This is a genomic window from Actinocorallia populi (genome assembly GCF_002995495.1).
In the GTDB taxonomy this organism is placed as follows: Bacteria; Actinomycetota; Actinomycetes; order Streptosporangiales; family Streptosporangiaceae; genus Actinocorallia; species Actinocorallia populi.
This window is the reverse complement of sequence record NZ_PVZV01000010.1, coordinates 83,160-104,902: the sequence shown is the minus strand read 5'-3', so window position 1 is coordinate 104,902 and position 21,743 is coordinate 83,160. Positions and strand designations below refer to the sequence as shown.

The window sequence follows — 21,743 nt, the reverse complement described above, 5'->3', positions numbered from 1 at the left end:
CTACTTCCCCCCGACGCCCATGAGGCCCTGGATGAGGGCCCGCCGGGCGAACAGGTAGACGATGAGGATGGGCAGCATGGACAGCACGACCGCGGCGAGCAGGCCGGGGACGTTGACGCCGTGCTGGGTCCGGAAGTCGTAGAGGCCGAGGGTGATCAGCTTGCTCTCGGCCGACTGGGTGAGGACCAGCGGGAACAGGAACCCGTTCCACGCCTGGAGGGCGGAGAAGACCGTGATGGTCGACAGGCCGCCCTTGGACAGCGGCAGCACCAGCCGGAAGAACATGCGCCCGGCCGAGGCGCCGTCGATCGCCATCGCCTCGTACAGCTCGCCGTGGATCTCCCGCATGACGCCGGTGAGGACCAGCGTGCACACCGGCAGCGAGAACGCCGCCGTCGGCAGGATCACGCCGATGAGGTCGTCGTACAGGCCGACCTCGCTGATGACGTAGAACATCGGCACGATGACGGCCTGCGCAGGGACGGCCAGCCCCAGCAGGAAGATCCGGAAGACCGCCGTCGTGGCGCGGCCCCGGCTGCGGACGATCGCGTACGCCAGGGGCGGCACGACCAGCAGCACGATGGCGACGACGGCGACGGTGACGATGGCGGTGTTGAGGAAGTACCGGCCGAACCCGCCGCTGAACATGTCGAGGTAGTTCTGCGGCGTCAGCCGGTCCGGGATGCTGAGCGGCCCGCCGGACGCGTAGTCCGTGCGGCTCTGCAGCGACGCCGCGAGCATCACGTACAGCGGCAGCCCGACGATGGCGAGCCAGACGAGCGAGCCGAATCCGGCGAGGAGGTTGGGGCGTCCGCGCATCACAGGCCCTCCGTGCTTCCGCGCATCCGGTCGTAGCCGGACAGCCGTACGACCAGGAGGGAGATGAGCGTGGCGGTCACGACGAGCACCAGCGAGACGGCCGAGGCGGCGCCGAACTGGAAGCCCTTGAACGCCTTGTCGTACATGTAGTAGGCGGTGATCGTGGTGTCGGTGCCCGGCCCGCCCTGGGTGAGGATGAGCACGATGTCGAAGGTCGTCAGCCCGCCGACGACCATGAGGATCACCGAGGTGACGATGGCGTTGCGCAGCTGCGGCAGGGTGATGTGCAGGAACCTGCGCACCCGCCCCGCCCCGTCGATCTCCGCCGCCTGGTAGAGCACCTGCGGGATGGCGCGCGCCGCCCCCTGGTAGATCAGCGTGTGGAACGGCGTGAACTGCCAGACCCCGACGAAGACGAGGACGGCGAGCGCCCCGCTCTGCGAGCCGAAGAGGTTGCCGTCACCGAACAGCCACTCGGCCTCGGCGGGGACGCCGAAGTTCGGGTCGAGCAGCGACCGCCACAACACCGAGATGGCGGTGGCCGACAGCAGCAGCGGGATGAAGTAGATCGCCGAAAGCACGGCGCGGTTGCGCTGCTTCCCCGCGGCCCACACGCCCAGCAGGATGCTGAACGGCGTCTGGAACGCGACGCCGAGCGCGGTGAGCAGCAGGCTCAGCCACACGCTCTTGAGCATGACGGGGTCGTCCAGCAGCGCCGACCAGTTGTCCATGCCGACGAAGACCGGATCGCCCAGGCCGTTCCACTCGGTGAAGGACAGGACGGCGACGAGGACGAGCGGGACGAGGGCGAACAGGGCGAAGAAGACGGTGGCGGGCAGCGCCCAGAGGAACCCCGGGCGGGAGGAGGCGGCTCCGGGCCGCCGAGCGGCCCGGAGCCTGCCCGCGGAGGCCGCGGTGAGAGAGGTCATGGACGGTCCCGTCAGGGCTTGGGCAGGGCCTGCATGGCCTTGATGAACCCGTCGGCGTCGATGCTCCCGTTGAAGAACCCCTGGACGGCCCGGTGCAGCGGGGTCGTCGCCGCGGGCGGGTACGCCTGGTCCCAGGAGAGCTGGAAGGCGGGGGCCTTCTCCACCAGGCCGAACTGGAACTTCGCGTACTCGGGGCTGGCCGAGGTGTCGAGGAACTGCGGCGTGTTCGTGGTGGTGGGGAGGTTGCCGATGGCCAGGTGCTCCTTGACGAACTCGTCGGAGTACTGGAGCTTCAGGAACTCCGCGACGGCCTCGGGGTGCTTCGTGGCCTTCAGCACCGAGTAGAAGTTGTTGGTGTTGCCGACGATGTTGGCCGGGTCGCCCTTGCCGCCGGGGATGGCGGGGAAGGCGCTGTAGCCGAGGTCCTTCTCGGCGAACTCGGGGTCGAGGCTCTGGTGGGTGGAGTAGGCCCAGGAGCCCATCAGCTCGAAGCCGGCCTTGCTCCGCGCGAGGAGGGCGGGGGAGCCGTCGTCGGTGAACTTCACCGAGTCGAAGTTGGTGCCGAAGGCCCCGGCGTCGATCAGCTGCCGCAGCGTCTCGAGGGCCTTGCGGCTGTCGGGCTCCTCCCACGCGGCGGTGTCGCCGCCGACCGCCCGCTTGAACAGGTCGGGTCCGGCGACGCGGTCGTAGACGTACTGGAACCACATCTGGGTGGGCCACTTGTCGCCGCCGCCGAGTGCGATGGGCGTGATCCCCTTCGCCTTGAGCTTCGCGACCGCGTCGAGCAGTTCGTCCCAGGTCGTCGGCGCGGAGACGCCCGCGTCGGCGAGGACCTTCTTGTTGTGGAACAGCAGGACGGGCTGGGTGCCGCGCATCGGGACGCCGTACGGCTTGCCGTCGACGACCGCGGTGTCGAACACCGAGGGCAGGAAGCTGGACTTCAGCGCGGGGTCCTTGGCGATGAGGTCGTCGAGCGGCATGAGCAGGTCCGCCTTCACGAACGGCTGGATGCTGCCGCCGCCCCAGTTGAAGAAGACGTCGGGCGCCTGCTTGGAGCTGATCACCGTCTGGAGCTTCGCCTGGTAGTCCGCGCCCGGGATGGTGTCGAGGACCGCCTTGACGTCGGACGTCCTGTTGAACGTCTCGACGAGCTTGGTCTCGACCTTGTTGGCGGTGTCCCCGTACACCAGGATGCGGATCTCCCCACCCTCCTCGCCGCCGGAGTCGCCGCCGCAGGCGGTGAGGGCCAGGCTCAGGGCGAGGGCGGTGCCACCGGCGACGGCCCGGGTGAGCCAGGTGCGTCTCTTCATTGCAGACCTTTCGAAAAGTTTCGGAAGCTCCCCCGAAACATCCTTGTGACCCGGGACACTAGAACGCGTTCCCTCCACGGTCAACCCCGCGCCATGGCCGAAGAGAGACGCTGGACGGCGCGGGGTGGCCTATGCTGCTGCCCATGCGTGCGGAGGATGAAACGGCCCGGGTCACCCTGGCCCAGGTGGCGGACGAAGCCGGAGTCTCTGTTTCGACAGTTTCGAAAGTTCTCAACGGCCGCCAGGACGTGGCACGGCCGACACGGGCCAGGGTCGAGCGCCTCCTGGAGCTCCACGGCTACCGCAGGACACCCGGATCGGCGGGTGAGGCGCCGCTGATCGAGCTCGTCTTCCACGAGCTCGACAGCCTCTGGGCGATGGAGCTGATCCGGGGCGTGGAGGGCGTCGCCAAGGCCCACGCCGCCGGCGTGGTGCTCACCGAGAGCGGCACCCGGCACGCGCCCGGACCCGAATGGCTCGACGGGGTGCTGCGCCGCCGCCCCCTCGGTGTCGTCCTGGTCTTCTCCAGCCTCCCGCCGGAGTTCAAGCACCAGCTGCGCTCGCGGTCCATCCCGTTCGTCATCATCGACCCGGCGGGCGACCCCGAGCCGGACGTGCCGTCGGTCGGGTCGGCCAACTGGTCGGGCGGGGTCGCCGCGACCCGCCACCTCATCGAGTGCGGCCACCGGCGGATCGCGATCATCACCGGACCCGACGACATGTTGTGCTCGCTGGCCAGGCTCGACGGGTTCCGGTCCGCGATGGGCATGGCGGGCCTGGCGGTGGACCCTGGCCTGGTGGCCTACGGGGACTTCCACGTCGAGGGCGGCTACCGGCACGCGCTGGAGATGCTCGGCCGCCCCGACCGCCCGACGGCGATCTTCGCGGGCAGCGACCTGCAGGCCCTCGGCGTCCTGGAGGCGGCGCGCGTGCACGGCCTGCGCGTTCCGCACGACCTGTCGGTCGTCGGCTACGACGACGTGGCGGTGGCGCCCTGGGCCAGCCCCGCCCTCACCACCGTCCACCAGCCGCTGCGCGAGATGGCCGAGGCCGCCGCCCAGATGCTGCTGAGCCTGCGCGACGGCGAGAGGCCGCCCACCCGGCTGGAGCTGTCCACCAGCCTCGTCGTCCGCAAGAGCACGGCCCCGCCGCCCGAAGGGGTGTGATGACGTGTTCGCCCCGCCCCGAAAGAGGGAGCGGGGCGAACACGTTGTCGGGCCTCGCGGTCAGGTCGCGGTGAAGGAGCCGTAGAGCCGCGGCGCCCGGGTGGCCAGGGGGTCGAGGTGGTACCCCATCATCTTGTCGTTGGACTCGCGCAGGTCGAGGTCGAGCAGGAGCTGCTCCTCGAAGCCGGGACGGGTCCAGTAGCCGGTGGGGTAGCGCATCACGGCGATGGGCTGGCCGGGCTGGAAGTCGTCGGCGCGGACGATCTGGCTGCCCAGGCCGGCGGGGCAGTCCAGGCGGGTCACCGAGACCAGGTGGACGCGGTTCTCCTCGGTGCGCTCGGTGGCCGCGACGTGCATGGCCTCGGGCGTCGTCCAGGACGTCGGGTGGACGATCAGCTCGGCGCCCTCGACGGCCAGGACCCGCGCGACCTCCGGCACCCAGACCTCCTCGCCGACCATGAAGCCGATGCGGCCGATCGGGGTGTCGGCGACCGACAGGTCCGAGCCGGGCGTCGCCCAGGCGCGGTCCTCGTCGGTCAGGTGGGTCTTGCGGTAGCGGTGCACGACGGTGCCGGTGTCGTCCAGCAGGTAGACGGTCGAGTAGTACTTCCCGTCCTCGGCCTCCACCAGGTTGGCGGCCAGCCACAACTTCGCCTCCGCGCAGGAGGCGGAGAGCCGCTGCAGGACGTCGCGCGACAGGCCCGCAGCACGTTCGGGGTCCTGCGCGGCCTCGCCCGGCCGCAGGCAGAACAGCTCGGGCAGCACGCCGAGCCGCGCCCCGCGCCTGCCCGCGAACGTGACCTGGCCGATCGCGCGCAGCACCGTCCACTCGGTGTTGCGGGACCAGCTGACCTGCAGCAGCGCGACGGGCAGCGGGCGCGGCGGCATGTCCGCGGGGGCGGGCCCGTACATGGCCGCGGCCGGGACCTCCTCGAGCGGGCGGGTGAGCACGCCGTACAGGTCGGGACGCCGCCAGGCGAACACGTCGCCCACACCCGCCATGTGCTTGTCGTCCGCCAGCTCCGGCTCGATGTCGGCGATCGCCAGGCCCGGCTCCTCCTCACCGGCGTCGGCGAGGCGGGTGCCGTCGGGGGCGACGATCTGGCTGCCGCCCATCCACGGCCACTCGTGCTCGGGGCCGCCGACGGTGTTGGCCGCGACGTGCCACACGCGGTTCTCCATCGAGCGCAGCGGCACGTGCACGCGGTACTCGTCGGGGCCGCGGGAGTTGAGGGAGTTGCACAGGATCTGCGCGCCGAGCAGGCCGAGCGCGCGCGGGGTGTCGGGGACGATCCCGTCGGCGCACAGCAGCAGCCCGATCCGGCCGAGCTCGGTGTCGTACACCCGGTAGGGCTCGTCGCCGGGCGTGAAGAGCGTGTACTCGTAGTCCCACAGGACGTGCTTGTGGTGGACGCCGACGACACGGCCGTCGGGCCCGAGCAGGACGGACCCGATGTACACGGTCGGCGAGCTCTCGCCGCGCAGGTCGACGCCCGCCGCGATGTACACGCCGAGCTCCGCGGCGAGCCCGGCGAGGCCCGTCACGAACGGGCCGTCGAGGTCCTCGGAGTGCTCCCAGCACTCCTCGCGGGAGGAGAAGTCGCGCACCCGGTTGGCGTTCTCGGGCAGGACGACCAGCCTGGCCCCCTGCGCCGCCGCGTCGCGGACGTATCCGGCGGCCAGCTCCAGGTTGGCCAGCGGGTCCGGCCCGGAGAAGAACTGGGCCGCTGCGACCCGTACCTTCGCCATCTCTTCTTCCTTTCTAGAGCGTCGCGAGCAGCCGGCCGGCGCCCGGGATGCGGTCCTTGATGCCGTGGGTCCGGTAGGCGTGCCAGAGGGACGCGGCGTTGATCGGGACGACCGGCTTGCCGATCTCCTCCTCCACCGCGGCGGCCACGCCGATGACCGGCAGGTTGGTGCCCGCCTGGACGAGCGCCTCCACACCGGGCCCGTCGACCTTCGCGAACGCGGCGCGGATCTCCTCCGGCGGCACCTCGGCGATCGAGGTCGCCGAGCCGCACTTCAGGCCGTGCACGGCGTGCACCTCGTAGCCGAGCTCGGTGAAGTAGGCGCGCACCTGCTCGTCGGCGACGGGCTGGTAGGGGGTGATCACGCCGATCCTGCGCACGCCGAACCGCTGCAGCGCCGCGTGGGTCGCGGACGCGCCGGTGACGACGTCCAGGCCGGACATCTCGCCGATCCAGCGTTCGAACTCGGCGTTGCCCTCGGCGCCGCCCCAGAACGTCTCGGCGCTCATCCCCATGATGAGGGAGTCGGGCCTGCAGGTCAGGACGGACTCCACCGCGGCGCCGATCTCGCCGCGCAGGTCCTCCAGGAAGTTCTCCATGTCCTCGTCGGAGTCGAGGACGGCGTTGCGGATGAGGATGCGTCCGGCGTGGAAGGACACGCCGGGTGCGCGGAACCGGTAGTACTCGTCCTCCACCGCGGTGTTGGTGGAGGGAATGATCACGCCGAAGGCGTGGCGGTCGGCCAGGACGGTGGTCACGGGGTCTCCCCGGGGTCGGCGGCGGGACGCCAGCGCTCCTCTTGCTCGGCGAGGGCGGGCAGTCCCAGGACGGTGGTGAAGTCCCCCCAGCTGAGCGGGGGCTCGGGGGCGCGGCGGACGGTGAGGATCTCGCGGTAGGCCGCGCTCATCGCGGCGGCCCCGGCGAGCGCGGCGGCCACCGGGAAGAGCGCGATGCGGGCTCCGGCCGCGGCCAGGTCGTCGATCGGCTCGGGCGAGTGCCCGGCCGCGGAGAAGTTCACGACGACCGGCAGCCCGCCGGAGGCCTCGTGCGCCCGGCGGACGGTGGCGGCGTCCCGGGCGCCCTCGACGAAGACCGCGTCGGCGCCGGCCGCGGCGAACGCCTCGACCCGGCGCAGCGCCTCGTCCTCGCCCTCGGCGTTCAGGGCGTCCGTGCGGGCGATGAGCACCAGCCGCTCCCGCGCGTCGGCCGCGGCGCGCAGCCGGGCCACGGTCTCGGCCAGGCCCGCCAGCCGCACGCCCGCCATGTGGCCGCAGCGCTTGGGCATGACCTGGTCCTCCAGGTGGAGGGCCGCGGCCCCGCCCCGCTCGTAGCGGCGGACGGTCTCGGCCACCTGGAGCGGGTCGCCGTAGCCGGTGTCGGCGTCGGCGATGACCGGCAGGTCGGTGCCCGCGGAGACCCGGCGCAGCGCGTCGACCATGTCGCTCGCGCCGACGTAGCCCAGGTCGGGCAGGCCGAAGGTGACGGCGCTGACCAGCGCGCCCGACAGGTGGATCGCCTCGAATCCGGCCTGCGTGGCGAGCCGGGCGGAGAGCGCGTCGTGGCAGCCGGCGGCCAGGAGCGGGGTTCCGGCGGCGAGCCGGGCGCGCAGCCGGTCGGCGGGGTGGACGTTCAGAGGGGTCATGTCGTTTCCTTCCATGACTCCAGTACCTTGGCAGCCTCCTGGACGTCGGCGTACTTGGCGGCCAGGTCGAACAGCGCCGCCTCGTGCGGCCGGGGGTCGCGGTCGGCGACGGCGTCGGACACCACGACCGGCCGGAACCCGTGGCACAGCGCGTCGAGCGCGGTGGCGCGGACGCAGCCGCTGGTGCTCGTCCCGGTGACGACCACCGAGTCGACGCCCAGCGCGGTCAGCGTGGAGGCCAGGCCGGTGCCGAAGAACGCCGACGGGTACTTCTTGACGACCACCAGGTCGCCGGGGCCGGGCACCAGCTCCTCGGGCGGCTCCCCCCAGGGCGATCCGCGCTCGAACAGCCGGAGCGCGGGCACCTTGCGGTAGAAGAGGCCGCCGTCGGCGCCGCCGGGCGCGTACTCCACATAGGTGAAGACGACCGGGTGCCCGAGCGCGCGGGCGTGGCGGACCAGCAGCGCGGACTGCTCCACGGCCCGCTCGGCCCCGGCGTACAGCGGCGACTCCGGATCGACGTAGGCGCGGACGAGGTCGACGACGACCAGCGCGGGCCGCCTGCCCGGATCGAGGCTTCCGCCGAATCCCGCCCGCCGGTAGTCGTCGGCGAGCTCGTCGAGGGCGGGGGCCTGTCCGGCCCGGTCAGGCATCGAACTGGATGACGGAGCGGCCGGCGAGGATCGGCTTCAGGTGGTCGGCGACCAGCGCCTTGTGCGCCTCGTGCTCCTGGTAGGCGCGCCAGCCTTCGACGTCCGCGAAGGTGAGCACGGCGGCGAAGTCGTGCGCGCCGCCGGTGAGCCCGAGGTCGGCCCCGCAAAAAATGTCCAGGATCTCAGGAATCCTGGCTGCCAAGTTGTGGAAAGCTGTCTCCGCCTCTCGCTTCTGCTGATCGGTGGCCGTCTCGGTCCACTGCAACAGGACGATGTGCCGCATCATGGCGGTTCCTCCGGGACTCGGGTCGCAATAAGGTGCCCAGTTCCCGCAGTGTGAGAGAGTGTTTATTGTTATGTGAGACAAGCTAGATCCCGACCCCGGCCAAGGTCAAGCGGGGTCGCCGGACCGAAGGAGGCGGTGTGTCCGAGGAAGCCGTCGCGGACGCATCCCCCGCAGTGCCGGGGCAGGGCCGCTCCTCCCGGCGCAGCGGCGCGGAGAGCTCGCGCAAGGTGCTGCACCTGCTGCTGGCCTTCAGCCCGCAGCGGCACACCCGCTCCGCCGCCGAGCTGGCCGCCGAGCTGGACATGCCGATCAGCTCGGTCTACCGCTACCTGTCGGTCCTGCGCGAGGAGGGCCTGGTCGAGGAGGCCAGGCCGGGGGAGTACCGGCTGAGCTGGCGGTTCGTCAGCCTGGCCGGCGCCGCGCGGGAGGCCGGCGACTCCCTGGAGGTATTGGCCCAGCCGGTGCTGCGCGCGGTGGCCGAGGCCGGCGGTGAGACCACCCTCCTGATCAAGCGGGTGGGCTGGAGCGCCATCTGCGTGGACCGCGTCGAGTCCTCGCACCCGGTGCGGCTGCAGTTCGACAAGGGCCAGCCGATGATCCTGCACCAGGGCTCGGCCTCCCGGGTGCTGCTGGCCTCCATGAAGGCGGCCGAGCGCGAGCGCTACCTGGCGGCGATGACCCAGATCGCCCAGCCTGAGCGCGAGCAGATCAGGGCCGACGTGGACACCGTGGCCAGGCTGGGCTGGCTGGAGAGCTTCGGCGAGGTGGACGAGGGCATCTGGGGCGCCTCGGCCGTGATCAGGGACGGCGCCGAGGTGGTCGGCGCGCTCGGGGTGGCCGGCCCCCTCTTCCGGCTGCAGCACGCCGACCGCGCCCGGATCATCGACCTGGTGGTCTCCGGCGCGGCGGACATCTCCAAGCTCCTCGTGGACCGCGCGCACCGCGGCTGAGCCGCTTCCCCCGCGCGTTTCCGCGCGGCGGAACCTCCGTTTCCCCGCACCGGCGCCGTGTTGCGCCGGTGTTTCGGCTGCTCTCCGCCGACCTCCTTGTGTTATCGGCAGGTTAATCCTTGTCCGGAAAGCATTGACTTGCCGTCTTCTGCTAGCTAGCGTTCCCGCATCTCGAGTGCATGGTTACCGCAGTGTGAGAGCTGTCAGTAGATGGAGGTTCCGTGCTTCTCGGTTTCCACGTTTCCCGGCCGCCGGAGGACTGCGACGTCGTCGTCGTGGGTCTCGGTCCCGTGGGCGCCACCGCGGCGCTCAAGCTCGCCCTCGGCGGGCTCCGGGTCGCCGTCTTCGAGGCGGGCCTGGCCGGGGACGGCGTCCTGGGCGAGTCGCGGGCCTCGACGTTCCACCCGCCGACCCTGGAGATCCTGGACGGTCTGGGCGTCTCCGCCCCGCTGCACGAGGTCGGCCTGGTGTCGGACACCTACCAGTACCGGGACCGCGCCGAGGGGCTGATCGCCCACTTCGACCTGGCCGAGATCGCCGGCGACACCCCCTTCCCGTACCGGTTGCAGAGCGAGCAGCAGAACCTGGTCCGCATCATCCGCGACCGGCTCGCCGAAATGCCGAACGTCCTGCTGTTCGAGAACGCCCACGTCCGCTCGGCCGAGACCGACGGCGAGGAGGCCGTCGTCCGGGTCGCCGGGTCGGCCGACCCCGACGCCCCGGCGGTCGGGTACCGGGCCCGCTGGGTGATCGCCGCCGACGGCGCGCACAGCCCGATCCGGCACGCGCTGGACATCGGCTTCCCCGGCATCACCTACCCCGAGCAGTTCCTCGTGGTCTCCACCAACGTCGACTTCGCCGAGCTCATCCCCGGTCTCGCCTCGGTCAACTACATCTCCGACCCGCGCGAGTGGCTGGTGCTGCTGCGCACCCCGCTGCACTGGCGGGCGCTCTTCCCGATCCCGCCGGGCGAGCAGGACGCCGCCGACGCGCTCGATGTCGGAACGATCCAACAGCGCCTCCAGGCCATCGCCCCCTGCCCCGAGGGCTACGACGTGGTGCACTCCCGCATCTACCGGGTGCACCAGCGGGTCGCCGAGCGGTTCCGCGTGGGCAGGGTGCTGCTGGCGGGCGACGCCGCCCACCTCAACAACCCGCTCGGCGGCATGGGCATGAACAGCGGGATCCACGACGCCGCCATGGCGGCCGAGGCGATCCTGGTCGCGGAGGCCGGGGACACCGCGCCGCTCGACGCCTACGAAGAGGCGCGCAGGTCCGTCGCGCACGACTACGTGCGGGTCGTCACCCACGAGAACCGGGACATGCTCCGCGAGGAGGACCCCGCCGAGCGGCGGCGCCGGAACGAGCACATGCGCCGTACGGCGGCGGACCCGGAACTGGCGCGGGCGCACCTGCTGCGCTCCTCGATGCTCGCCTCCCGTGTCTCCCGGGACACCCACATTCCTGCTTGATTCCTTTATTTCCACATTGTGAGAAGGAGGTTCCCTTGGACGTCCCCGTGAAGCAGAGGTCCCGTGCGGGACTCGATTTCCTCGGCGCGCTCCAGGGCTACGCCGGGGGAGTGCTCCAGGCCGCCGCCGCCGAGCGGTACGCGCAGCTGGAGACCGAGCCCCCCGCGGAACTGGCCGACCGGCGCCGCTCGGTGAACGAGAGGCTGGGCGACCACGGCCCCTGGCTCTTCGACCGCCTCTTCACCCGCTACGTGGCCGAGGAGATCTACGTCCGCGCCATCCCGGCGGCCGAGGAGTCCCGCGCGGCGATCGAGGAGTGGCTGGACGTCCCCGAGGACGCCCCCGGCTCGCTGACCTTGAATCCCGCCGCCGACGTGCCCGCCTACTTCCACGCCGGGTTCCACCTGACGACCGGCGGCTGGGACGGCCACGACCTGATGGGCGTGGTCATCCACGACCTGGGCTACCGCTACGTGCTCATGCCCGGCGGCGTCGGCGCGGTCCGCACCGGCGAGAACCTCATGGACCAGCGCACCCAGGTGGCGATGGAGGCGCCGCGCCGTGACTACCGCACCGTCCTGGAGGTCGGCTGCGGCAACGGGCGCATGCTGACCGCGCTGTCCGCGGTGTTCCCCGGCAGCGAGACCATCGGGATCGAACTGTCGGAGACCCAGCTGCGCTACGCCCGCGCCCGCGCGGTGCACGAAGGGTACGACTGGACGCTCCTGCAGGCGCCGGCCGAGCGGACCGGCCTGCCGGACGCCTCGGTCGGCCTGGTGTCGATCTTCACTCTCTTCCACGAGACTCCGCCGACGGCGACGAAGGAGATCCTCCGGGAGATGTTCCGGGTGCTGGAGCCCGGGGGCGACCTGGTGATGGGCGACATCGCGCCCTTCGAGCGCAACGGCGCCTTCCGGTCGGTGGTCCTGGACTGGGAGACCGAGCACCGGGGCGAGCCGTTCATGCGCTCCTACCTGCAGCTCGACCTGCCGTCCCTGATGGAGGAGGCGGGCTTCACCGACGTCAAGGCCTACGGCCTGAACAGGGGCGACTACCCGTGGATCGTCCGCGGACGCAAGGAGGGGAACCTGTGAGCGACCAGACCTACCTCGGTTCGGCCCGGCTGGACGACCTGGCCCGCATGGTCGCCGAGCTGACCTCCGAGCTGTGGATCCTCAAGGACCGCACGCTGGTGCTGGAGCACCTGCTGGCCGAACGGGGCTGCCTCGACCCCGCCGCCGTGGACGAACTGCGGCCGTCCGAAGAACTGCTGGCCCGACTGCGCCGGGAGCGCGAGGCCCTCGTGGGCCGCGTGTTCGGGGCGGTCCTCGACTCCGACACCCGGGTGAAGGCCGCAGTCGCGGCCCTCGACGCATAAGGAACGAACGTGAGCAAGAGTTTCCTCTCCGGCCAGGGCCGGGCGATCGACCGCCGGAACTTCCTGCGCGGCGGCCTGGCGCTGGGCGGCCTGATCGCGGCCGGCGGCGCGCTGAGCGCGTGCGGCGGTCCGGGCGCCTCCAGCGAGGGCGGCTCCAAGGCCTCCCTGCTGACCATCGGCACGGTCATCGTGGACGACACGCTGAACCCGATGAACGAGCAGTACACCACCTTCCAGTTCAACGCCTTCGACACGCTGGTGCGCCGGCTGCGCGGCGCCTCCGAGGCCGCGCCGCGCCTGGCCGAGGAGTGGACGCGCACCAGCGACACCGTCTGGACGTTCAAGCTGCGCCAGGGCGTCACGTTCCACGACGGCTCGCCGGTCACCATCGACGACGTCGTCTTCAGCCTCACCGAGGTCACGGCCAAGCAGTACGCCGGCACCATGTTCCTCACCAGCGTGAAGGACGTGCGCAAGGTCGACGCCACCACGCTGCGGATCGAGACCAACGCGCCCGACCCGCTGCTGCTGGCCCGGCTCGGCCAGGTCTTCGTGGTGCCCGAGGCGCACTGGAAGAAGGTCGGCGAGGACGGCTTCAACGCCGCCCCCATCGGCTCCGGCCAGTTCAAGATCAACAGCTTCGGGGTGGACCGGGGCATCGAGTTCGCCGCGTTCGACGGCTTCTACGGTGGCAAGCCGAAGACGTCCGAGATCTTCCTGCGGTACTTCACCGACCCCGGCGCGCTCGCCTCGGCGCTGGAGGCGGGGGAGATCGACGCCGCGCAGAACCTCAGCGCCGAGAGCCTGAAGACGCTGGAGGGCGTGGGCGGCCTCACGGTCGCCGCCGACTTCAGCGGCAACCAGAACATGTTCCAGCTGAACACCACCAAGGCCCCCTTCGACGACGTGCGGGTGCGCCGGGCCGCGGTCAAGGCGATCGACGCCCCGGCCCTGATGCAGGCGCTGACCTACGGCGCCGGCCTGCTGGAGGACGGCCAGGTCGCGGTGGAGGGCGTCTTCGGGTACACCCCGTCGATCACCCGCCCGGCCTACGACCTCGAGGGCGCCAAGAGCCTCCTCAAGGAGGCGGGGGCCGAGGGCGCCGAGATCGAGATCTTCGGCATGAACCTCTACAAGAAGCTGTTCGAGGCGGTCGGGGCGCAGCTCCAGGAGGCCGGCTTCAAGCCGAAGATCACCTCGGTGGAGGTCCCGGTCTGGGTGCAGTCGTTCCGCAACGGCTCCGACGCCCACGTCTTCTACCGGGGCGGCTCCTACACCGGCATCTTCGACGCGGACCGCATGTACGGGCACGTCTCCTCGTCCAAGAAGCCGTTCGTCGAGGACGCGAAGTGGGACGCGCTGCTGAAGGCCGAGCGCACCGAGATGGACCCCGCGAAGCGCGAGAAGAAGCTCATCGAGTGCGCCCGGTACCTCAACGACCAGGCCTACGTCCTCTACACCTACGGCGGCCCCACCGTCGGCGGCTACCGGGACGGCGTGACCGGGTTCGACAACAGCAACGGCCTGATGCTCCTGCTCGACTCCGTGGCCAAGGAGGTCTGACCCTTGACCCGGGACGAGATCGCCGCGCGGGTCCCCGACGGCATGAACCCCGACGTCCGGCTGCACCAGCGCGGCCGTGCCGAACTGGAGTTCCTGGCCGCGCAGCGGGCCGCGCTGGACCCGCTGCGGGCCCGGGTCAAGGCCCGGATCGAGGCCTCCCCCGAGGCCGCCGCGTGGGCGGACGCGCCGGAGCCGCGGATCGACGACCTGCGCGCGGCGGCGGAGCGCGCCCTGGCGGGCTCCGCCGACCAGGCCGTGATCGGCGCCGCGCTGCGCTGGGGCCGCCGCTCCCTGACCCCGCGCGCCGCCGCGGCCTTCCAGGCCCAGCGCGCTGAGCTGGCGGAGTTCGCGGAGGCGCCGGATCCCGCGGCGATCCTCGACCGGGGAGAAGAGGTGGTGCCGCGGTACTGGAGGTATGAGTTCCACGGCACCACCGGCGGCTGGGACGGCCACGAGCACATGGGGTTCGTGCACCATGAGCTGGTCTACCGGTACCTGCTGGTGCCGGCGTACGGCGACATCTTCCGCCAGCGGGCGGAGGTCGCGGCCGCGGCGCCGCGGACGGACTACACCGCCGTCTGCGACCTCGGCTGCGGCACCGGCCAGTACACGCTCAAACTGGCCGAGCGGTTTCCCGGCGCCCGCGTCACCGGGGTGGACCTGTCCCTCACCGCCCTGCGCTACGCCCAGCGCCGTGCCGCCGACCGCGGTCTGGCCTGGGACCTGGTGCGGGCCCCGGCCGAGGACACCGGTCTGCCGACCGGGAGCCAGGACCTGGTGACCTCGTTCATCCTGCTGCACGAGGTCCCCCCGCACGCGATACGCGGGATCTTCGCCGAGGCGTTCCGGCTGCTGAGGCCGGGCGGGGACCTGGTGTTCTCCGACGTCGCGCCCTACCGCGAACGGGCCCCCTACCAGGCCTGGCTGGACGACTGGGACGCGGAGAACGGCAACGAGCCGTGGTGGCGGAGCACCGCCACGGCCGAGCTGGTGGAGACGGCGAAGGAGGCGGGGTTCACCGAGGTGCGGCAGCAGGCACTCGGCCCCGGGGGCTACCCGTGGGTGACCTTCGCCCGCCGCCCGGTGGAGAAGGAGGAGTCGACGTGAGCGAGGGACTGCTGGAGACCGCGGCGGCGCCGTCCCCGGAGGGCTTCCGCCAGGACGCCCTGGTGATGAAGGACGTCCGGGTGACGCTGCCGACCGGCAAGGGGCTGCTGCGGATCATCCGCGACGCCACCTTCCACGTCGCCAAGGGCGAGATCGTGGCGCTCGCGGGGGAGTCGGGGTCGGGCAAGTCGACATCGATCATGGCGGCGCTGCGGCTGCTGCCCCCCGGCGCGCGGGTGGACGGGACGATCATCCTGGACGGCCAGGACGTGCTGGCCATGCCCAGGCGCGAGCTGCGCGGGCTGCGGGCCAAGCGGGCACGGCTGGTGTTCCAGGACCCGTGGCGGTCGCTGCACCCGATGAAGCGCATCGGCGCGCAGCTGGTCGAGTCGGCGCGCACCGCCGACCCGTCGTTGTCGCGCGAAGCCGCCCGCGAGCTGGCCGAGCGGATGCTGGCCCGGGTCGGCATCCCCGAACCGGCCTCCCGGATGGACTCCTACCCGCACGAGGTCTCCGGCGGCCAGTCCCAGCGCATCGTCATCGCGATGGCGCTGGTGGCCGGGCCGTCCGTGCTGTTCTGCGACGAGCCGACCACGGCGCTGGACGTGACGACCCAGGCGCAGATCCTGGAGCTGCTCAGGGAGCTCAACCGCGAGCTCGGCCTGTCGATCGTGATCGCCACCCACGACCTGGACGTGATCTCCGACCTGGCCGACCGGCTGGTGGTGATGTACGCGGGCGAGGTCGTGGAGGCCGGGCCGACCGCCGAGGTCCTGTCCCGCCCGCGCCATCCCTACACCTGGTCGCTGCTGCGCTCGGCCCCCGGCTCCCACGAGCCGGGCGAGCGGCTGCACACCATCGAGGGGCGCCCGCCCGGTCCCGCCGAGAGCCCGGCCGGCTGCGCGTTCGCGGCCCGCTGCCCGAGCGTGCACGAGGTGTGCCTGTCCACCCGTCCCGAGCCGCGCCCGGTCGCGCCGGGACGGTCCGCCGCGTGCCTGCTGACCGAGGGGTACGGCCCGATCACCGCAGGAGCCCGTGATGAGTGAGCAGCACGTCGCCCGCGCCGACGGCCTGGTCAAGGAGTTCCGCCTCGGCGGCGGCCGCACGCTGCGCGCCGTCGACGGCGTCTCCTTCGAGGTGCGCCGCGGCGAGACCCTGGGCCTGGTGGGGGAGTCGGGCAGCGGCAAGACCACCGTGGCCCGGATGCTGATCCGCCTGGAGAAGCCCACGGCGGGGCGCATCGACTTCGAGGGCCGCGACATCACCGCGCTGCGCGGCTCGGCGCTGCGCACCGCGGTCCGCCGCCGCATGGCGATGGTCTTCCAGAACCCGTCCACCTCGCTCAACCCCTACCAGCGGGTGGGCGACGTGCTCGCCGAACCGCTGCGGGTGCACAAGGCGGGCGACGCGGCCGAGCGCCGCCGCAGGGTGCTGGAGATGATGGAGCAGGTGGGCCTCGACCCGGCGTTCGCCGGCCGGTACCCCCAGGAGCTCTCCGGCGGCCAGCGCCAGCGCGTCGGCATCGCCCGCGCCCTCATGCTCGACCCGTCGCTGATCGTGGCGGACGAGCCGACCGCGTCCCTGGACGTCTCGGTCCAGGCCCAGGTGGTGAACCTGCTGCAGGACCTGCAGCGGCGGCGCGGCCTGGCCTACCTGTTCATCACCCACGACCTGGCGCTGGTGCGCCACCTCAGCCACCGGATCGCGGTCATGTACCTCGGCCGGCTGGTGGAGATCGGCCCCGCCGCCGAGCTGTTCGCCGACCCCGCCCACCCCTACACCGCGGTGCTGGCCTCGATGCAGCGGGACACAGAGCACCGCATCCTGCCGACCGGCGACATCCCCTCCCCGGTCGACCGGCCCGCGGGCTGCGGGTTCAGCTCGCGCTGCCCGCTGGCCACCGCCAGATGCGTCGAGCAGGCCCCGCCGCTGGTCCCCGTCTCCGACGGGCGCCGGGTGGCCTGCCACTTCCCCGGCGAGCTGCGGCTCGGCGGCGAGCCCGGCCACCGGGCCGTGCCCGCGCCGCCCCCGCTCGCCCTGCCCGTCACCGGACTGCCGACCCTCAAGAAAGGCGGATGACCATGCCGGGATTCGCCGCCGACGACCCCGTCTACCTGGACCGTTCCGAGCATCTGGACGGGGTGTTCAACGCGCTCATGGAGGTCGCCTCCGAACTCTGGGTGCTGCGCGACCGCTTCACCGTCCTGGAGGAACTGCTGGCCGAGCGCGGCTCGGTCACCCGGCAGGACCTCGACCTCTTCCAGCCGGGACCCGAGCTGAGCGCGCGGCTGGCCGCCGACCGCAGGGCCTTCCTCGAGCGGATCATGGAAGCGGCCGCCGCCGCGGGAGGGCCGCGATGATCGGATACGCCGTCCGCCGGCTGCTGCTGGTGGCCGTGGTCGCCTGGGGCGTGACCACCTTCCTGTTCACGCTGGCCCGGCTGTCGGGCGACCCGGCCGAGCTGATGTCCCCGCCGGAGGCGAGCGAGGCGGTGATCGAGGCGACGCGGGAGCGGCTCGGTCTCAACGAGCCCTTCTTCGTCCAGTACGGCGACGCGCTGCTGAGCTCGTTCACCTTCGACTTCGGCGACTCGTTCTCCTTCAGCCAGCCCGCCATGGCGATGGTGCTGGAGCGGCTCGGCCCCAGCCTGTGGCTGGTGATCCCGTCCCTCGTCCTGTGCGTGGTGCTGTCGTTCGGCATCGGCACCTTCGCCGCGCTCCGGCCCAGCCGCCTCTCCGGCCGGCTGCTCATGGTCGGCGCGTTCGTCACCGGCAGCGTGCCCTACTTCTGGATGGCGCTGCTGCTGGTGCTGCTGCTGGCGGTGAACCTGCAGTGGCTGCCGGCCACCGGCAGCGAGGGCATGGCCAGCCTGGTGATCCCGGTGGTCGCGCTGACGCTCGCCGCGGTCTCCACGACCACCCGGCTGGTGCGCGGCCAGCTGCTGGACTCCTTCAACGAGGGGCACGTGCTGACCGCCCGCTCCAAGGGCGTGCCGCCCTGGAAGGTACTGTTCGGCCACGCCCTGCCCGGCGCGATGCCGCCGCTGCTGGCCTGGCTGGGCATCGAGTTCTCGTTCCTGTTCAGCGCGCTGCTCGTGCTGGAGCCGCTGCTGGGCTACAACGGCCTGGGCGCGCTGCTCATCCGCAGCGTCGGCAACCAGGACTTCCCGCTGGTGCAGGCCAGCGTGTTCTGCATGGCCATGCTCATCACCCTGGTCAACATCGCCATGGACCTCATCGTCCGGCTGATCGACCCACGGCTGCGCGCCAAGGCGGCGGCGTGACCCCCACGACCCCAGGGAGGCTCCCATGACCACGGCCACCGCCCCGGTCGCCAAGTCCAGGCACGTCGAGCGCAGCCGCTCCCGTTCGGCCGAGATCCTCGGCCGGGTGTGGGGCGACACCTCGGGCCGCATCGCGGTGCCGATGCTGGGGGCGCTGGTGCTGATCGCCCTGTTCGCCCCGTGGATCGTGCCGCACGACCCCACCCACCAGAACCTCGCCGCGGCGGGCCAGGCGCCGTTCTGGCTGGGCGGCGAGGGCGGCCACCTGCTGGGCACCGACACCCTGGGCCGCGACGTGTTCAGCCGGCTGCTGTACGGGCTGCGGCTCAGCCTGGTCGTCGGCGTGGTGACCGCCACCGGCGCCGCGCTGTTCGGCCTGGTGCTCGGCCTGGTCGCCGGGTACTTCGAGAACGGCGTCGGCATGGTGCTCATGCGGCTGGCCGACATCCAGTTCGCGATCCCGTTCGTCGCGGTCGGCGTCGCGCTCGCCGCGGTCGTGGGCCCCGGCATCGTCAAGCTCATGATCATCCTGGCGGTGTGGGGCTGGGCGAACTACGCGCGGACGATCGTCAACTCGGTGTCGCAGGTCAAGCGCATGGACTTCGTCACCGCCGCGCACACCGTCGGCGCCCGCACCCCGGCGATCCTCTTCCGGCACATCGCGCCCAACGTGCTCGGCCCGGTCGTCATCCTGTGGTCGACCAGCGCCGGCGTGATGATCCTGGTGGAGAGCGCCCTCAGCCTCCTGGGCCTGGGCGTGCAGCCGCCGGACTTCTCACTGGGCAGCATGCTGTCGGACTCGCGCACCACCCTGCGCCTGACCTGGTGGGCCACCGTCTTCCCCGGCCTGGCGATCATGCTGGTCGTGGTGGCCTTCAACCTCCTGGGCGACGCGATCCGCGACGCCCTCAACCCGTCGGCCCGCACCAGAAGCGACCCCGAACTCTGGTGACGGCCCGCGGCGGGCCCCGGACGCGGAGCACCGCGCCGGGGCCCTCGCGCGTCCGGCGGTCACAGGCGTTCGGCGGGGGTGCCGCGGAGCCAGGCCCAGCTGCGGCTGATCTCCTCGGCGGCGGCCAGGACGAGGGTGCGGTGGCGTTCGACCTGCTCGAGGTCGAAGCGGTGGCGGGGGCCGCAGACGCTGATCGAACCGTGCGGCTCGCCGTCGGGGCCGAACAGGGGCGCGGCCACGGAGCCCGCGTCGGACTGGCGTTCGCCGACCGAGACGGCCACGCCGGTGCGGACGATCTCGGCGAGCTCGGCGCGGAGCGCGTCGCCGTCGGTGACGGTGCGGTCGGTGAGCGGGGCCAGCGGGCGCGCGAGCAGCGCCTCGCGCCGGTCCTGCGGCAGGAACGCCAGGATGGCCTTGCCCGAGGAGCCCGCGTGCAGCGGGAAACGGAGCCCCAGCTCGACGGTCATCTTGACCTCGCGGGGGCTCTCGAACTGCGTCAGGTAGACGCGCTCGTCGCCGACCAGCCCCGACAGGGTCGTCGTCTCGCCCGTTTCGTCGCGCAGCCTGCGCAGCACGGGCAGCGCCGCCGTCCGCGCCTCGAACCTGGTCAGCGCGCTGGCGCCGAGCGCCACCGCGGCCGGGCCCAGCCGGTAGCCCGGGACGTCCGGGTCGGTCTGCAGTATCTCCCGCGACACCAGCGACCGCAGGATGCGGTGCACCACCGCCTTGGACAGGCCGAGTTCCCGGCTGATCGCGCTGACCCCCAGGTACTGGGGCCCTCCCACGAACATCAGGAGCACGTCGGCGACCCGGGCGGCGGTCTCGGTGCCCAAGGTGTCCGCCGGGCGCGCGGCGGCCCGTCCGGGAACGCTCTTGTCGGTCTCGGTCACGTCTGAATCCTAGGTCTCGGTCGGTGGGAGCGGATCCGAAAAGGCCCCGCGGACGACCGGTCCGCGGGGCCTCGCCGTGGGCGTCAGCGACCGCGCGGCTGGTAGCGGCCCACGGGGTCGCCGACGACCTCGCCGTCGGCCAGGACCCGGTTGCCGCGCACGAACGTGTCGGTGACCTTCGCCGTCATGGCGAAGCCCTCGAACGGCGTGTACTCCTGGGTGGACTCGGAGTCCTCGGCGCGGACCGTCCAGGCGGCGTCCGGGTCGACCAGCGCGATGTCGGCGTCGAAGCCCTCGGCGATGTCGCCCTTGCGCAGCAGGCCGTAGCGCCTGGCGGGGTTGGCGGAGGACAGGCGGGCGATGGCCTGCAGGGACAGGCCGCGCCGGACGCCCTCGCCGACCAGGCCGGGCAGCAGGTACTCGGCGCCGCCGAAACCGGACTTGGCCAGGAAGACGTCGCCGCGGTCGGCGCCGAACTTCAGCTCGTCGCGGCAGCAGGCGTGGTCGCTGACGACCCAGTCGATCTCGCCGGCGAGCATGTGCCGCCACAGGGCGTCGACGTCCGAGCGCTCGCGCAGCGGCGGGTTGACCTTGCCCCCGATGCCGCTGGCGGTGTCGACGTCGGCGAGCAGGTGGCCGATGGTCACCTCGCGGCGGAAGTTCACGTGCGGGAACGCGCCGGCCATGGTCAGCGCGGCCGACAGGGCCTTCTCACCGGACAGGTGCAGCAGGTTGACGTTCGGCAGGCCGGTCTCGTGCGCCAGGTAGGAGGCGATCGTGACGGCCAGGCCCTCGGAGTGCGGCGGCCGGGAGGCGCTGTAGGCGCGCAGCCCGGTGAGGCTGCCCTCCTGCTCGACCATCTTGGTGTACGCCGTCATGATCTCGGCGGTCTCGCAGTGCAGCGACAGCGACAGGTGGTCGGCGTAGTCGGTGAGGATCTCCCGGGCGTTCTGCACGCCGCGCATGACGAACTCGAAGTGCGCCAGGTCGTAGCGCTCGTCCTCGGGGATCATCAGGAACTCGCTCTGGCCGGTCGACCTGCCGTGCAGGCCGTAGCTGCCGTAGAACATGAAGATCTTGAACGAGGTGACGCCGTGCTCCTCGACGAGGTAGGGAATCTCGCCGATGTGCTGGGCGCTCATGGGCGCCAGGTGGAAGGCGTAGTCGGTGTATGCCTTACCGTCGGACAGCGAGAGGACCTCGGGGAAGAACTCCTTGTAGCTGCCGCCCTTGTTGAGGTAGTACTGGCCGGTCCGCATGTAGGTCAGCGCGGTCGTGACGCCGCCCTGCACGCTGGCGCGGCTCTCGGTGCGGGTGTCGGTGGCCAGGTCGTTGTAGATGCCCCAGTGCTGGTGGGCGTCGACCACGCCGGGGAAGGCCAGCAGGCCGCGGCCGTCGACGACGGTGGCCGCGTCGTCCTCGGGCAGGCCGGGGCCCACCCGCACGACGGTGCCGTCGTTGACGGCGATGTCCACCGGCGGGGGCGTCCCGTCGGCGTCTCCGGGGCGGACGACCCGGACGTTCTTGATCAGCAGCTCGATGGACGCCATGGGCGGTCTCCTCCGCTTGCGCGTGTAGTGGGGGAAAGGGGGAAG

Annotated in this window: 22 protein-coding genes; 12 read left to right on the top strand and 10 right to left on the bottom strand. The window is 71.9% G+C overall.

Going from position 1 to position 21,743, the window contains the following annotated elements; genetic code table 11:
- Genes C2865_RS33365 through C2865_RS33355 form a run of 3 tightly spaced genes read right to left on the bottom strand, consistent with a single transcriptional unit; the run spans position 1 to position 3,058 of the window.
- Positions 1-819 (bottom strand): carbohydrate ABC transporter permease, encoded by an 819-nt coding sequence (locus tag C2865_RS33365; protein WP_198653780.1) that lies wholly within the window; start codon positions 817-819, stop codon positions 1-3.
- Positions 819-1,748 (bottom strand): carbohydrate ABC transporter permease, encoded by a 930-nt coding sequence (locus C2865_RS33360; protein WP_106402632.1) that lies wholly within the window; start codon positions 1,746-1,748, stop codon positions 819-821. Before C2865_RS33360 ends, C2865_RS33365 begins: the two co-directional genes overlap by 1 nt.
- Positions 1,749-1,759: 11 nt before the next feature.
- Positions 1,760-3,058 carry an extracellular solute-binding protein gene (locus C2865_RS33355; RefSeq protein ID WP_106402631.1) on the bottom strand — a complete coding sequence of 433 codons (1,299 nt, stop codon included), beginning with the start codon at positions 3,056-3,058 and terminating at the stop codon, positions 1,760-1,762.
- A gap of 143 nt (positions 3,059-3,201) precedes the next feature.
- Here C2865_RS33355 and C2865_RS33350 point away from each other — a divergent pair, with 143 nt between their 5' ends.
- A complete protein-coding gene (locus C2865_RS33350) occupies positions 3,202-4,224 on the top strand; it encodes a LacI family DNA-binding transcriptional regulator (RefSeq protein WP_198653779.1) in 1,023 nt (340 codons plus the stop codon).
- A 60-nt stretch (positions 4,225-4,284) separates the two neighbouring features.
- Here the strand turns inward: C2865_RS33350 and C2865_RS33345 are convergent, their stop codons facing one another.
- The 5 genes from C2865_RS33345 to C2865_RS33325 are packed head-to-tail and all read right to left on the bottom strand — an operon-like array spanning position 4,285 to position 8,553.
- A complete protein-coding gene (locus C2865_RS33345; RefSeq protein WP_106402629.1) occupies positions 4,285-5,973 on the bottom strand; it encodes a carbon-nitrogen hydrolase family protein in 1,689 nt (562 codons plus the stop codon).
- A 13-nt stretch (positions 5,974-5,986) separates the two neighbouring features.
- On the bottom strand, positions 5,987-6,730 hold the full coding sequence (locus C2865_RS33340; protein WP_106402628.1) for a maleate cis-trans isomerase family protein: 744 nt from the start codon (positions 6,728-6,730) through the stop codon (positions 5,987-5,989).
- On the bottom strand, positions 6,727-7,614 hold the full coding sequence (locus tag C2865_RS33335; RefSeq protein ID WP_157964008.1) for an isocitrate lyase/PEP mutase family protein: 888 nt from the start codon (positions 7,612-7,614) through the stop codon (positions 6,727-6,729). Before C2865_RS33335 ends, C2865_RS33340 begins: the two co-directional genes overlap by 4 nt.
- A complete protein-coding gene (locus tag C2865_RS33330; RefSeq protein ID WP_106402626.1) occupies positions 7,611-8,267 on the bottom strand; it encodes an isochorismatase family protein in 657 nt (218 codons plus the stop codon). Before C2865_RS33330 ends, C2865_RS33335 begins: the two co-directional genes overlap by 4 nt.
- Positions 8,260-8,553, bottom strand: coding sequence for a Dabb family protein (locus C2865_RS33325; protein WP_106402625.1), 294 nt, complete (start codon positions 8,551-8,553; stop codon positions 8,260-8,262). The genes C2865_RS33330 and C2865_RS33325 overlap by 8 nt, the downstream gene beginning before the upstream one ends.
- A gap of 137 nt (positions 8,554-8,690) precedes the next feature.
- Between C2865_RS33325 and C2865_RS33320 the strand changes: the two genes are divergently transcribed.
- From C2865_RS33320 to C2865_RS33270, 11 genes are all read left to right on the top strand, one after another.
- Complete coding sequence (locus C2865_RS33320) at positions 8,691-9,503, top strand: IclR family transcriptional regulator (RefSeq protein ID WP_106402624.1); 813 nt, start codon at positions 8,691-8,693, stop codon at positions 9,501-9,503.
- A gap of 221 nt (positions 9,504-9,724) precedes the next feature.
- Positions 9,725-10,975, top strand: coding sequence for an FAD-dependent oxidoreductase (locus tag C2865_RS33315; RefSeq protein ID WP_106402623.1), 1,251 nt, complete (start codon positions 9,725-9,727; stop codon positions 10,973-10,975).
- Between the two features lie 35 nt (positions 10,976-11,010).
- Positions 11,011-12,069, top strand: coding sequence for a class I SAM-dependent methyltransferase (locus tag C2865_RS33310; RefSeq protein ID WP_106402622.1), 1,059 nt, complete (start codon positions 11,011-11,013; stop codon positions 12,067-12,069).
- Positions 12,066-12,353, top strand: a complete 288-nt coding sequence (locus C2865_RS33305; RefSeq protein WP_106402621.1) for a hypothetical protein — start codon at positions 12,066-12,068, stop codon at positions 12,351-12,353. The genes C2865_RS33310 and C2865_RS33305 overlap by 4 nt, the downstream gene beginning before the upstream one ends.
- Before the next feature lie 9 nt (positions 12,354-12,362).
- Positions 12,363-13,916 (top strand): ABC transporter substrate-binding protein, encoded by a 1,554-nt coding sequence (locus tag C2865_RS33300; protein WP_106402620.1) that lies wholly within the window; start codon positions 12,363-12,365, stop codon positions 13,914-13,916.
- A gap of 3 nt (positions 13,917-13,919) precedes the next feature.
- Positions 13,920-15,023 (top strand): class I SAM-dependent methyltransferase, encoded by a 1,104-nt coding sequence (locus tag C2865_RS33295; RefSeq protein WP_106402619.1) that lies wholly within the window; start codon positions 13,920-13,922, stop codon positions 15,021-15,023.
- On the top strand, positions 15,020-16,069 hold the full coding sequence (locus tag C2865_RS33290; protein ID WP_106402618.1) for an ABC transporter ATP-binding protein: 1,050 nt from the start codon (positions 15,020-15,022) through the stop codon (positions 16,067-16,069). The genes C2865_RS33295 and C2865_RS33290 overlap by 4 nt, the downstream gene beginning before the upstream one ends.
- Positions 16,062-17,102 carry an ABC transporter ATP-binding protein gene (locus C2865_RS33285; RefSeq protein WP_106402617.1) on the top strand — a complete coding sequence of 347 codons (1,041 nt, stop codon included), beginning with the start codon at positions 16,062-16,064 and terminating at the stop codon, positions 17,100-17,102. The genes C2865_RS33290 and C2865_RS33285 overlap by 8 nt, the downstream gene beginning before the upstream one ends.
- Positions 17,099-17,383, top strand: a complete 285-nt coding sequence (locus C2865_RS33280) for a hypothetical protein (protein ID WP_106402616.1) — start codon at positions 17,099-17,101, stop codon at positions 17,381-17,383. Before C2865_RS33285 ends, C2865_RS33280 begins: the two co-directional genes overlap by 4 nt.
- On the top strand, positions 17,380-18,306 hold the full coding sequence (locus tag C2865_RS33275) for an ABC transporter permease (RefSeq protein WP_106402615.1): 927 nt from the start codon (positions 17,380-17,382) through the stop codon (positions 18,304-18,306). Before C2865_RS33280 ends, C2865_RS33275 begins: the two co-directional genes overlap by 4 nt.
- A 25-nt stretch (positions 18,307-18,331) precedes the next feature.
- Positions 18,332-19,258: an ABC transporter permease gene (locus C2865_RS33270; RefSeq protein ID WP_106402614.1), complete on the top strand. Its 927-nt coding sequence runs from the start codon at positions 18,332-18,334 to the stop codon at positions 19,256-19,258.
- A gap of 59 nt (positions 19,259-19,317) precedes the next feature.
- Here the strand turns inward: C2865_RS33270 and C2865_RS33265 are convergent, their stop codons facing one another.
- Positions 19,318-20,148: an IclR family transcriptional regulator gene (locus C2865_RS33265; RefSeq protein ID WP_198653778.1), complete on the bottom strand. Its 831-nt coding sequence runs from the start codon at positions 20,146-20,148 to the stop codon at positions 19,318-19,320.
- 83 nt (positions 20,149-20,231) lie between these two features.
- Positions 20,232-21,698 (bottom strand): dihydroorotase, encoded by a 1,467-nt coding sequence (locus C2865_RS33260; RefSeq protein ID WP_106402613.1) that lies wholly within the window; start codon positions 21,696-21,698, stop codon positions 20,232-20,234.
- Positions 21,699-21,743 lie beyond the last annotated feature (45 nt).